The organism is Clostridium paridis (genome assembly GCF_016765615.1).
Lineage (GTDB): Bacteria > Bacillota > Clostridia > Clostridiales > Clostridiaceae > Clostridium_T > Clostridium_T paridis.
Genome location: NZ_JAESWA010000023.1, coordinates 376,496 through 389,769, shown reverse-complemented (window position 1 = coordinate 389,769; position 13,274 = coordinate 376,496). Strand labels below are relative to the sequence as shown.

General features: G+C 30.7%; 13 protein-coding genes and 1 other annotated feature. Of the genes, 3 read left to right on the top strand and 10 right to left on the bottom strand.

What is annotated here, in order from left to right:
• Positions 1-3: 3 nt before the first annotated feature.
• The 3 genes from JK634_RS14995 to JK634_RS14985 form a co-directional block, all read right to left on the bottom strand.
• Entirely contained in the window at positions 4-900 is an 897-nt protein-coding gene (locus tag JK634_RS14995) for a sugar ABC transporter permease (RefSeq protein ID WP_202768480.1), read from the bottom strand.
• A 2-nt stretch (positions 901-902) separates the two neighbouring features.
• Positions 903-1,850 (bottom strand): carbohydrate ABC transporter permease, encoded by a 948-nt coding sequence (locus JK634_RS14990; RefSeq protein ID WP_202768479.1) that lies wholly within the window; start codon positions 1,848-1,850, stop codon positions 903-905.
• An 86-nt stretch (positions 1,851-1,936) separates the two neighbouring features.
• Positions 1,937-3,151, bottom strand: coding sequence for a sugar ABC transporter substrate-binding protein (locus JK634_RS14985; RefSeq protein ID WP_202768478.1), 1,215 nt, complete (start codon positions 3,149-3,151; stop codon positions 1,937-1,939).
• Positions 3,152-3,330: 179 nt separating this feature from the next.
• On the opposite strand from JK634_RS14985, the gene JK634_RS14980 reads away from it, so the two are divergent.
• Positions 3,331-4,005, top strand: a complete 675-nt coding sequence (locus tag JK634_RS14980) for a helix-turn-helix domain-containing protein (RefSeq protein WP_202768477.1) — start codon at positions 3,331-3,333, stop codon at positions 4,003-4,005.
• A gap of 34 nt (positions 4,006-4,039) precedes the next feature.
• Here the strand turns inward: JK634_RS14980 and JK634_RS14975 are convergent, their stop codons facing one another.
• The 3 genes from JK634_RS14975 to JK634_RS14965 form a co-directional block, all read right to left on the bottom strand.
• A complete protein-coding gene (locus tag JK634_RS14975; RefSeq protein WP_202768476.1) occupies positions 4,040-4,588 on the bottom strand; it encodes a GNAT family N-acetyltransferase in 549 nt (182 codons plus the stop codon).
• Between the two features lie 69 nt (positions 4,589-4,657).
• Positions 4,658-5,581, bottom strand: coding sequence for a helix-turn-helix transcriptional regulator (locus tag JK634_RS14970; RefSeq protein ID WP_202768475.1), 924 nt, complete (start codon positions 5,579-5,581; stop codon positions 4,658-4,660).
• 193 nt (positions 5,582-5,774) lie between these two features.
• Positions 5,775-6,410 (bottom strand): flavodoxin family protein, encoded by a 636-nt coding sequence (locus tag JK634_RS14965; protein ID WP_202768474.1) that lies wholly within the window; start codon positions 6,408-6,410, stop codon positions 5,775-5,777.
• A 189-nt stretch (positions 6,411-6,599) separates the two neighbouring features.
• On the opposite strand from JK634_RS14965, the gene JK634_RS14960 reads away from it, so the two are divergent.
• Positions 6,600-6,941: a winged helix-turn-helix transcriptional regulator gene (locus JK634_RS14960; RefSeq protein WP_202768473.1), complete on the top strand. Its 342-nt coding sequence runs from the start codon at positions 6,600-6,602 to the stop codon at positions 6,939-6,941.
• Positions 6,942-6,973: 32 nt separating this feature from the next.
• Here the strand turns inward: JK634_RS14960 and JK634_RS14955 are convergent, their stop codons facing one another.
• From JK634_RS14955 to JK634_RS14945, 3 genes are read right to left on the bottom strand one after another with little or no spacing between them, the layout of a single operon-like run.
• Positions 6,974-8,077 (bottom strand): sensor histidine kinase, encoded by a 1,104-nt coding sequence (locus tag JK634_RS14955; RefSeq protein ID WP_202768472.1) that lies wholly within the window; start codon positions 8,075-8,077, stop codon positions 6,974-6,976.
• Positions 8,067-8,762 carry a response regulator transcription factor gene (locus tag JK634_RS14950; RefSeq protein WP_202768471.1) on the bottom strand — a complete coding sequence of 232 codons (696 nt, stop codon included), beginning with the start codon at positions 8,760-8,762 and terminating at the stop codon, positions 8,067-8,069. The genes JK634_RS14955 and JK634_RS14950 overlap by 11 nt, the downstream gene beginning before the upstream one ends.
• A 28-nt stretch (positions 8,763-8,790) precedes the next feature.
• A complete protein-coding gene (locus JK634_RS14945) occupies positions 8,791-9,501 on the bottom strand; it encodes a M15 family metallopeptidase (protein ID WP_202768470.1) in 711 nt (236 codons plus the stop codon).
• 382 nt (positions 9,502-9,883) lie between these two features.
• Between JK634_RS14945 and JK634_RS14940 the strand changes: the two genes are divergently transcribed.
• Positions 9,884-11,641 carry a glycoside hydrolase family 64 protein gene (locus JK634_RS14940; protein ID WP_202768469.1) on the top strand — a complete coding sequence of 586 codons (1,758 nt, stop codon included), beginning with the start codon at positions 9,884-9,886 and terminating at the stop codon, positions 11,639-11,641.
• A 50-nt stretch (positions 11,642-11,691) separates the two neighbouring features.
• Here JK634_RS14940 and serS read toward each other — a convergent pair whose 3' ends face one another.
• Positions 11,692-12,969, bottom strand: coding sequence for a serine--tRNA ligase (serS, locus tag JK634_RS14935; protein ID WP_202768468.1), 1,278 nt, complete (start codon positions 12,967-12,969; stop codon positions 11,692-11,694).
• A gap of 66 nt (positions 12,970-13,035) precedes the next feature.
• Positions 13,036-13,245: a binding site (T-box leader), on the bottom strand.
• Between the last annotated feature and the right edge of the window lie 29 nt (positions 13,246-13,274).

The following is a 13,274-nucleotide window of genomic DNA, read 5'->3' as shown; positions in this document are numbered from 1 at the left end:
CATCTATTCCTTTATTGAACCTGCTACAAGTCCTCTAGTAATAAACTTTTGAATACACACAAAAACTATTGCTAAAGGAATTGAAATTAATATAGAAGCTGCTGCATATTGTGGCCAGTTAGTTACTTTATCCACCATAAGACTCTTTAACCCAGGAACCAATAACTTTAATGATTTTTCCTTAATTAAAGCTGCTGAAAAAACAAATTCTCCGAATACACAAATAAATGAAAAGAAAAATATAACCACGGCCATAGGCTTGCTTAAAGGTAATATTATCTTTGTAAACACTTGCCATGTAGTAGCTCCATCCACCATAGCAGCTTCATCTAAAGCCTGTGGAAGTCCATCGATAAACCCTTTCATAAGCCATATATTATAAGCACTACCTGCACATAATACCAAGACTAAAAACCATAGATTATCCATACCAAATGGTACTTTGTAGGCAATTGCAAGTATTGCTGGAACTGCCATACTTGATGGAAACATCTGAAGAATTAATAGAGTCATAAGTCCATTTTTTCTTCCCGTAAATCTCATCTTTGAAAATGCATAGGCAGCTGGCATTGTCATAATAAGTTGAATTGTTGATACAGCTAATGCTACAAAAGTTGTATTTAACATCCATTTTAAAAATCCATCTTTTGCTGACAATACAACCTTATAATTTACTAGGCTTATTTCTTTAGGAATTAAGGATTTTTGCATAAAGCTTGTACCAGGAGATAGAGAAGCTGTTACTATTGCAAAAACAGGAAATATTATAATTAAAATTGATATCCATAAAAAAATTCTCTTTCCCCATAATGCGGCTCTTTCACCCTTATTCATTTTATGTTTATATGTGATCTTTTTTGAACTTACTTTCTTTACATTCTGCTCTATTTTCACTTCCATAACTATCCCTCACTCTCCTTAAACTGTCCTGAAATATTCATATTGATAATTGAAAGTGTTCCTATAATTAAAAATAGTAATATAGACATTGCTGCACCTAATGCAAAATTTCCTTGTAATGTTGACATCTTATATGTTGCAGATCCAAGAATATCCGTCCATCCAGCAAAGGATGATCCTGCCTTTGATGGTCCTCCATCAGTTAACAAATATGCCGAATTAAAGTTATTAAAGTTAAAGGCAAAATTTGAAATTAATAAAGGATAAGAAGTCTTAGCTAGTGAAGGTAACGTAATCTTTGTGAATTTTTGAAACCCAGTTGCTCCATCTAAATCTGCTGCCTCGTAATGGGTATCAGGTATTGCAGAAATAGCCCCCATACAAACATTCATCATGTAGGGAAAACCAATCCAAAGACTAATAAGTATAACTGCAAGCCTTGCTGCAAAAGGCGTTGTTAACCACATTATTGGCTCTTTAATTAAATGCAGCTGCTGTAGCATGAGATTAATTGATCCATATTGACTATTAAATAATCCTCTAAATGAGACTATTGTGATTGCTCCTGGTAGTGCCCAAGGAATAACTAATAATCCCTTATATATAAAGGATTCCTTCATATTTTTATCACTTAAACACATTGCAAAAATTAGACCAATAAAATAGCTTCCAAAAGTGGATAGGGCTGTAAAGATTAATGTCCATAATAGCAGTGGGAAGAACTGCGATTTAAGTGCTCCAGTTAATATCTGCTGAAATTGATAAAGTCCAACTATCTTCCAACCTGCCGCTGTTCCATATCCATAATTTTGATTTTTGAGAGAATAATTTGTAAAAGCTATGAAGATTGTATATAACATTGGAAGTATACTTAATACTGTAATGCTAATAAGTGCTGGTGTTAGATATATATATGCTTTTCTATTTTTCTTTGCTTTTAAATTCTTCATATATACCCCCTTATAAGTATTTTTTAGGGTACACTAATTTAATTAACCAGCATACCCTTGGGAAATATCTATTTATGCTTACTTACTTACTTACTTACTTCTACTGCATCTTTAACTGCCTTTTGAATATCTTTTGCAACAACTTTTGGATCTTCTCCGCCTAAGATTCTTTGTATATTCTTAACTGGATCCCATATTGCTTGTGTTTCAGATACATTTGGCATTGGTACTGCATATGCTGTTTGTGCTATAAATCCTTGGGTATATTCATTATTCTTAACTGTGTCTTTATTTAATTCTGATTTTAGTACTGGTATTCTATTACCTGTTGTATATAAATCTTCTCCACTATTTTTAATTAAGTATTTCATTAATGACCAAGAATCATCTTTGTTATTTGATTTACTACTAACAAAGGCTGCTTGAACTCCCAAAAAGGACTTTATATTTTTTCCATCAAGTGTTGGAATTGCTGTTACTCCAAAATTAACCCCTGCATCTTTAAACCCTGCAACATCCCATGGTCCACCAATATAAAAAATTGCGTCTCCTGACTTAAAGGTATTATTTGCGATATCTTGAGTAATATCTGCTGGCATAAATTTGTCTTTTTGAACTAAGTCTTGAAGGAATTGATATGCCTTAATAGCTCCCTCATTGTCAAAACCTAAGTTAGTTACATCAAGTTTTCCATTTCCACCACCAAATACATAGCCCCCTTCTGTTTGCATAAAGGCAGCTGTATAATAAAAATCATTTATAGGAAACTGAAAACCATTTTGCCCATATGCCTTTGCCTCTGTAATTAGTTCCTCCATTGTTTTGGGTACTGTTTTTACCTTATCCTTGTTATAAAATAGTGCATAGGTTTCCATGGATATAGGAACTCCATATGCTTTTCCATCATAGGAAACTGCATCCCATATGTTCTTTCCTACATAATCGTCTCTATTAACTAAGTCACTTGGAACTTCTTCTAATAAACCAGCTTTTTGAAAGGTACCTAAATTGTTATGTGCAAGTCCAAATAGCATATCTGGACCTTTTGAAGAGTTTGCAGCTGTCAAGAATTCTTGATATCCTGAATCATCTTTAACTACCTTAACTTTTTTATTATTTTCCTTTGCCCACTTTTGCGCAATTTCATCTACTTTAGCCACTTCATTATCCATTAAATTTGACCAGACAACTATTTCTTTTTCATCGCTTGTTTTAGTAGATGCTTGTCCGCACCCATAAAACAAACTAGTTCCCATAACAACTGTTAACATGCCTGCAATAAACTTTACTTTTTTATTCATTATATCCCTCCAAATTTATGACTATAACTTAACGATAACGATTGCAATCTTTATGATTTTATTATACTTATTTGAATCTACCTAATTTGTTTATAATTAATATTTTTGGTCTTTTTTGTATGTTATTTATTTTTACTATATAATTAAATTGATAACAATTTAGAGGGGAATATTTTTTTATGTATGATGCATACGAATCGGATGAGTATTTTTTTAATAATGATGCAGTATTTTTAATTGAAAATAAAGATAGAGAGAAGCTTATTAATTTAACTTTTGAAAAGCATAAAAATGAGATTTTAGAAAATATCTCTCCAATCACTAAACGAAATGATCTTTTAGTTTGGAATGTACTTTTAGCTAGAGAAGTTATTACCAATGGTACCTCAAAACAATACTTGCATACTTTATATAATAAATTCTATAAACAAATACAAGAGACCTCAAAGCTACCATCCCTACAAAAGATAGAACTAGATATGATTAATTCTTACTTTGATATATTAATTAATTACTTAGAACTTAAAGATAATCTAGTTATAAATAAAATAATTGGATACCTTTATTATCACATAGAGGACAAGGTCACCTTAGAAAATATAGCTACTGATTTAAAACTATCAGTTGGATATATATCTAATACCTTCAAAAAAAATATTGGAATAACTATTATGAAATACTTTAAACAGGTAAAAATAGACCGTGCCAAGGTTTTATTAGTGACTACTGATAAAAGCGTATTAGAAATTTCCACACTACTTTGCTTTTGCGACCAAGGAAATTTTTCAAAGACCTTTAAAGCTATTGTAGGTATGACGCCATTAGAATATAGAAATTCTTCATCACTAAAATAAAAGAGGGAAATTAAAAAATTCCCTCTTACTTGTTTTACCTTATATAATAGTCATTATATGGCAGAATAACCTTATCTTCTAATCTTTCAAACTTCTTATTAATTAATGCTAAAATCCTTTCTTTAGCATCTGGAATAGCTTTAGTTATAATATGTTCAACTTCATAAGCCTCACATAAATTATTAATAACTATATCTATTATCTCTGAAATAAATTCTTCATTTTCATATTTTGAAGCAAGATCAAGTCTTAATACTCCAACTTTAAAAATATCTTTATAATTTACTTTCCTATCATAGAACTCAATAGTTCCTATAGCCTTATTGATTTGCTTATCTACAATAGAAATGCGTACGTAGTACTTATCTTTATATTGGTCAAGCCAAAACTTAATGCATTCTTCCATTTCTTCTAATGTTTTATAAAAGAAATCACTTGTACAATTATCACTATTAAATAGTTTAAAAGCTTTAGGATCTGAATAACATTCTAATAAATCTTCTGCATCCTTCTCTTCCACCATTCTATAGATAAACTTTTCACTTTCGTAAACTGGACATTTTTCATAAATTGAATAACTCATAAAACTCCTCCTTTTTATTTACTATGCTTAAATTATAAAAGGGGATATACGACAACAATATGACGTATATTATTCATAAACTCCAATAATTTCTTTTGCTTTTGTTATAAACTCATCTCTTAGTTCTTGTGGCTCAAGTATCTTAATTTTATTACCATAGCCTAGAAGTATTCCCTTCCACCCTATTTCATTACTTGGAATTTTAAAGCCTAATATAAAATCCTTATTTTCAAGCTCTTCAATACTTCCATTTGGGAAATACTCCTCTACAGAAACTCGTATTTCTTTTTTGCAGAGTATTTTTACATCCATATAATTTCTGTTATCCTGTTTTTCATGTTTTTCTAATAATTCATTTATATCTTCATGCTTTATAGAAAAGAAACCTTTTAATTCTTTAAGATTTCTCATTCTCACTAACTTATATAATCTATAATCTTTTTTCTCTCTAGCATATCCAAACATATACCAGGAATACCACTTAAATATTATTGCCAAAGGCTCCACTAACTTTAATGATTTATCCCCATAGGAGTTTGTATATTCAAATTCTATAATGTGCTCTTCTTTTATTGCATTATCAATTATTTTCACGTATTCATCTACGTAGTTACCTTCTCGAGAAGTGCTAAGGTCTAGCTTTATTTGGGGCTTAATATCTACATTTCTCTTAGATATACTTAATAATTTTTCTAAGGTGTCTTCAAGTTTATTGTTTCTATAGGCAGAATTCATTCCTTCTAATGCTGTAGTAATATATTGATAGTCCTCTGAACTAGCTATCTGTTTTTCTAATCTAAAGTTATCCTCAATTGAATATCCGCCATTTACTCCATGTAATGAAACAATAGGTATTCCACCTAAGCATAAACTCTCAATATCTCGTTGTATTGTTCTAGTTGAAACTTCAAACTTCTTTGCTAGTAAAGCTGCACTTACAGTATTATGATTTAATAAATATATGACAATTCCAAGTAATCTATCTATCTTCATTTCTTCACTCTTTCATATAATATTTACCTAAATTATACCATAAATAAGCAAAAGGACGTTTTGCCCACATATGTGCATACAAAACGTCCTATTAGATAATCAACTTCAACTATGATTTATACTAGCCGATTCTTGATTGAACCTTTCAAGAATCAACAAGTATTCATCAAGTTTACGTATTGATTATCTATAATTATCTTATAAAGTTTGTAAATACTTTATTTTCTCTTTCACTCTTTTCTAACGTATCTTTTCCTGCTTTAGAGAGCTTTAATAACATTGCCATATTCTTACCTAATACTCTCATGATTTGCATTCCTTCTTCATCTTGAGTAGCTTCTCCTGGTGCTGTACCATGTACTACATTCCAATAGTTTGATGAAGGCATTAACATTTCTGAGTAGTTAAGATAATTATTTAATTGATTAAATACTGGAACTCCTCCAGATCTTCTTACTGCAACAACACTTGCCCCTACTTTATGTCTAAGCATACCATTATTAACTGATGTTACATAAAATGCACGATCTAAGAAGGATTTCATAGTTCCTGCAATTGCCGAATAATGAGTAGGAGAACCTATAATTATTCCATCAGCTTCCTTCATTTTTTGAATCCACTCATTAACTTGATCATTTTGAACTACGCATTTCTCATTCATATTTCTTGCGCATCCACCACAAGCTAGACATCCACGTATTACTTTATTTCCTACATGTACAATCTCTACCTCTATATTTTCCTTTTCTAATTCTTTTGCAACAGCTTTTATTGCCTCATAAGTATTTCCATTTTCTCTTGGGCTTCCATTAAATGCAACAACTTTCATAATATATACCTCCAATATTTTTGTTCTGTGCTCATTATATGACTCCATATACTAACCCACAAGTACGCACTTTTTTGTTAGTCTCTTACTTTTTGGTAAGATTTATTGTGTTATTTATCATTATCTTATATTATTAGATTGAAAATATTTTTACACTTTACATAAATCAAACTAAAGGGTGGTACTTAAATGATAGAATTTAACGGTAGAGAATATATATGTTTATTAGATTTTGCAATGGATTTAATAAGAGGTAAGTGGAAAGCAGTTTTACTATGTCACCTATATAATGGACCTAGAAGATTCTTAGAACTTCAAAGAATAACAAGTGGCATAAGTCAAAAAGTATTAAATGAAAAACTTAAAGAACTTGAGAATGATGGATTAATAAACAAAGAGGTTTTTGCTGAAATTCCACCTAAGGTTGAGTATTTTCTCACAACTAAAGGCAAAGACTTAACAAGCATAATCAAAGAAATTGAGGGTTGGTCCATAAAGTATTATCCTGAATTAGATAATAAATGTGAATAGAGACGTTTTATTTAATAAAACGTCTCTTAAAGTTATATTAATGGTAACTTAACTTCAAATATAGTCTTTTCATTATCACTATAAGCTATTATAGTTCCCCCATGCAATTCAATTATATTTTTAGTTATTGCAAGACCTAATCCTGAACCTCCTATTTTACTATTTCTTGATTTTTCTACTCTATAAAATCTATCAAATATATATGGTAAATCAATTGGAGATATTGCTTGACCGTAGTTAATTACTTGAACTAAAGCCATATTATCTTCTAGCTTTGTAACTACATCAACATACAACCCATCTTTTCCATACTTAATTGCATTTGTAAGTAAATTTTCAAAGGCTCTAACTAGTTTTCCTGAATCAGCATCTACTATTAACTTATCTTCTGAAAATCTAGTTCTTGATTGCATCTTTGCATTTTTAAATTGATATTCAAAATATGCAACTACCTGCCCTAGTAGCTCAACTAAATTTATTTCCTCTTTTTCTAAATTAATTGTATTGTTTTGCATTTTAGTTAGTTCAAATAAATCATTAATAAGTAAATTTAGTCCTTTTGCTTTCTCATAGGCAATGTTAGCATAGTATCTTAGTTTTAGTTCATCCTTATATTTATCACTATCAATAATTTCTAAGTATCCTATTATTGAAGTTAATGGGGTTCTTAAATCATGAGATACATTGGTTATTAAATCACTTTTAGTCTGCTGGGCTTTTCTTTCTTCAATTGTTATTTCTTTTAACTGTTTTGATATGCTATTAATATTAGTAACTAAATTTTCAAAATCCCCGCTGGAATTAATTGTGATTAGCCTATCTAAGTCTCCATTTGCCATTATCTCTGTTTCATCTATAATAGCTGCTAAGTTCTTATTCTTCCTATAGGTTATAAGGAAATAACTTATTGCAAATACAATTATGCCTAAAAATATTTTTGTATTTTCCCTAAACAATATATATCTAAGATACGCCCAGATATCCCAAATACTAAGTTTACCTTCATTTGTTACGTTATTATATGATAAAATTACTATTTTCTTAGTTATTCCATACAAAATATATGTTATTAATGCTGCTATCCCTATATCAGCTAAGGATAATAAATAATGTTTATATAATCTTTTATTTTTCAATTTTATATCCAACTCCCCATACAGTGTGAATTACCTTATTTCCTTCCATGTGATTCTCTAACTTATCTCTTAGTCTACTCATATGTACCATTACTGTATTATTAGATTGAAAGTATTTTTCTTTCCATACCTTTTCAAAAATCTCTTCTGCACTAAATACTCTTCCTCTATTAGTAGCTAAAAGATATAGTATTTCAAATTCTCTTGCAGTTAATGATATTTCTTCTCCCTCTTCATTTGTTACCTTATGTTTACTCTTATCTATAATCATTGATTCAATTCTAATTATATCCTCTTCTGTCTGCATTTTAGCATTAAAGAAATATGCTCTTCTTAGTAATGCTCTTACTCTAACAATTAACTCTAAATGATTAAATGGCTTGCAAACATAATCATCAGCACCTGTCATTATGCCCTGGATTCTATCCATATCTTCTGCCTTTGCACTTAACATTAAAATTGGCATATTATATTTTTCTCTAACACGCTTACATACCTCAAGTCCATCCATTCCAGGCATCATTATATCTAAAACTAATAAATCTATTTTTTCTCTAACTAAAATTTCTAAGGCTTCAATACCATTACTTGCTTTAAATACATTAAGACCTTCATTTGTAAGATTTATTTCTAATAAATCTCTTATTTCTTTTTCATCATCTACCACAAGAATATTGTTATTCATTTTACCCTCCAACTTCGATAATGTATAATTATTTTTCTAAATATTCTTCTAATGTAATCCCATTATCATGAATATATTTAGCTGCATCTTTCCCAACATATCTAATATGCCAAGGTTCATATTCAATACCTGTTATATATTTCTTTCCATAAGGATATCTTATTATAAATCCAAACTTATAACAATTCTTATCAAGCCATTCTGCTTCTTTTGTTCCCTTTACAAAACTTTGCTTCTGATTTGTTACATCTATACATAATCCTGTTTGATGCTCACTAGACCCTGGTCTTGCTACATATGAGTCTGCAATATTTTCTCCTTGTGATTTCACTCTGTTGTTATATGTATTTTCTTGTGATTTATAAGATCTATATCCTGAATTACCTAGAAGGGTTATGCCATCTTTTTTTGCTGCATCAAATAATCCTTCCAGTGGCTCTTTAATAATTTCAGAAACGTGCTTTTCCTCATTACTTGTTCCGTGAACAAATGTTATATTGGGTATAGTTAAATCCTTAGGTTTAAAGTTTTTGTCTAGTTCATGTTCCTCATTAACTAATACTAGTTTATCATCTCCATCATTATTTTCTATAGTCTCTGCCTTATTTTCTTTGCTAAAATTTAATACACTTTCCTTTACCTCTTCTCCTTTGGACTTTGATGCTATATGATCAAACATGTACCAAAATCCACAAATTATAATTACAAATGCTATAAATCTTTTAAATATTTTTTTCATACCCTTGCTCCTCTTCCTGAAAACTCAAATTTATCTTATGAATTCATTGTAGAAGAGAGACTTTACATCACTTATAAGAAATTCTTACAAAACCTTAAGTTTAAAATAATCAAATGGTCAATTTATAAAAAACTTCTTCAAAATTGTCATAATATTCTTGAAATTCATGGAAAAATTATATATATAATGGTAAAATATCTTAAACTACATAACATTACTAAAATTTATCATTTAATTTCATTCTCAACTTTATCTGCTTAAATCAACGGTGTAGAAATTTGATTTTAGTAGGAGGAATTGGTATGAATTACGTGGGATTTACCTAGTTTGTGAAATGTAAATTTATTTCTCAAATTTCATGAAAATTTTAGGAGGGTATGTAATGTTTAAAAAAGCTTTAAGACTATGTTTAGTTTTCGTATTTCTTTGTACAACTATGTTTAAAATCAATGTTCATGCAGCAGACTATACTTATGGTGTAGATGTCTCAGGTTCTACTGCTACTATTTGGTTTAAATCTGCTGTAAATACTTCCTGGGTTGATGTTCATTATAAAGTTAATTCAGGGGCTCAACAAAATCTTAGAATGACTTATAATAGCAGTGCTTCAAGATATGAGCAAACTGCTACAGTAGCTTCTGGTAATATCATCGATTACTCTTTCACTTATAACAATGGAACTCCTGCTTATGATACAAGCTGGTATAGTTATACTGTTGGCTCATCTACAAATCCAACTACTGGGGTTACCTTCTACCAAGATATATATTATGGCGGCGCCTCAAAAACATTAGGATTAGGTAATTACACACTTTCTCAATTAAATTCAGCTGGAATCCCAGACAATTGGATGTCTTCTTTAAAGATACCAAGTGGATGGACTGTTGAAGTATATGATGGAGATAACTTTACGGGAACAAAATGGACCTACACCTCAAGTTCTGATTGGATTGGAACTGATGCAAATGATAAAATGACCTCTGTTAAGATCTACACAGGTTCCTCTTCTACTGAACCGCCACAAAAATCTGGATATGTAACTTTGCAAGTTAAGAATAATACCAATGGTAAATATTCTGATAATCAGATTTACTGGGCAATTGTTGGACAAGACCCTGTAACTAAACAATTTGTTCATGTTGATCTAAATGGAAATCTTATTCCTATGTCACTAAGTGATAATGATGCGGCTGGTCACTTAACTAAGACTACTCCAGATGGTACCTTTAACTACACAAATTACTTCACCAAAGCGAGTGATCGAAATTACGCATTTGTTCCAAAGATGATAGGTGCAAGAATGTATATAAGCTATGGTGAGCCTCTTTATATAAGAATTAATCAAGCTGCTGACGGATTAATCGGATATGCTGGGCCTAACCTAGCAAACACATCAGACCCAAATAAAGGTATAATGTTTGAATGGTCTGAATTTGCATGGACTAATAATGGTTTCTGGATCAATAATACAAGAGTTGATCAATTCTGCTTCCCATATAATATACAATTAGTTGGTCAGAGTGGATATAATAGAACAAATGGTGATATTGGAACAAGAGCAGAGCTTATGAGTGCCTTCCAGAATTCTGTACCAAATGAATTTAAATCACTAGTTCAATCTGATAGAATTTATGCTCCTGCATCTGGACTTGGTACATTTGCTGCTTCAAAAGCTAATGCTCACTATTTTGATAACTATATAAATGATGTTTATAACTACTATACAACTCATGAACTAACCTTTAATTGTGACCGTGGAACTTACAGTGGTCATGTAGTAGGTAGCGATTTTATATTTAGTAAAAATGGTGGAGCATATAATCTATATATACATGGAAAACCTACTACTCAGGAAGTATTGTTAGGTAATGGTATATTAGATGGCGGAAATGACGACGAAAAAGCAATTAAGACTCAAATTTGTGCAGCATTTAATAGACATGTAATTCTTGATCCTGCACATTGGAATAACTCAAGCTACTTCTATCAAGCAGCACCTGCAAATTACTATGCAGCTTTCTGGCATCAACACTCTTATGAAAATAGAGCATATGGTTTCTGCTATGATGATGCTTTTGATTTTAGTAGTACACTTCAAGTAACTGATCCTAAGTATGCAATAATTAATGTAGGCTGGTAATAAAATAATAAAATCCAATGTCAACTTTGACATTGGATTTTTAAACTTTATTATTTTATTACAGTCATACCACCCATATATGGTTGTAATGCAACTGGGATATTTACAGATCCATCTTCATTTAAGTTGTTTTCTAAGAAAGCTATAAGCATTCTTGGTGGCGCAACTACTGTATTATTTAATGTGTGAGCGAAGTACTTACCACTTTCACCATCTACACGGATTTTTAATCTACGTGCTTGTGCATCCCCTAAGTTTGAACAGCTTCCTACTTCAAAATATTTCTTTTGTCTTGGAGACCAAGCTTCTACGTCAACTGATTTAACTTTTAAATCTGCTAAATCACCTGAACAACATTCTAAAGTTCTAACTGGTATATCCAAAGAACGGAATAAATCTACTGTATCCTTCCATAGTTTATCATACCATTTCATGCTATCTTCTGGTTTACATACAACAATCATTTCTTGTTTTTCAAATTGGTGAATTCTATATACTCCTCTTTCTTCTATACCATGAGCCCCTTTTTCTTTTCTAAAACAAGGAGAATAACTAGTTAAAGTATGAGGTAATGAACTTTCTGGTAATATTGTATCGATATATTTACCTATCATTGAATGCTCACTAGTACCAATTAAATATAAATCTTCTCCTTCAATCTTGTACATCATAGCATCCATTTCAGCAAAGCTCATAACACCAGTTACAACTTCACTTCTTATCATGAAAGGTGGTATGCAATATGTGAAGCCTCTATCTATCATAAAATCTCTTGCATAAGAAATTACTGCTGAATGAAGTCTTGCTATATTACCCATTAAGTAATAGAATCCACTTCCAGCAACCTTTCTTGCACTGTCTAAGTCTATTCCACTAAGTTTCTCCATAATTTCAGTATGGTATGGAATTTCAAACTCTGGTACCTTTGGCTCACCAAACTTTTCTAATTCTACATTTTCACTATCATCTTTTCCAATTGGAACACTTGGGTCAATTATGTTTGGTATTACCATCATAATCTCTTTAACTTTTTTATCTAATTCACTTTCCTTTGTTGCTAGTTCAGCTAAGTGTTCAGATTCTGCATTAACCTTTTTCTTAAGTTCTTCTGCTTCCTCTCTCTTACCTTGTGCCATTAATCCACCAATTTGCTTAGAAATCTTGTTTCTATCAGCTCTTAAGGCCTCTGCTTCTTGCTTTGCATTTCTAAGTTCAATATCTAAAGCAATTACTTCATCAACTAATCCAAGTTTACTCTCTTGGAACTTATTCTTTATATTTTGTTTTACTATCTCTGGATTCTCTCTTACAAATTTTAAATCTAACATATTCTTCCTCCTAAATAAATATATAATAATTACTAAATAAGAATAAAAAAACTCCATCCCATATAATAATGGGACGGAGATAATCCGCGTTGCCACCCAAATTGCTGGATAAAATTATAACCAGCCACTCAACAAAGTATGATAAAGGGTACTAACCTTTCGATTCATCATCGACAGCTCCAAAAGTGGAAAGACTTAACCTTTCACCGATTCACACCAACCATCGGCTCTCTTAAGAAATTTATAAATCGTAGTTTTTATCATCGCTGCTTATATATCATTATGCTTAATTATATATTTTTTTA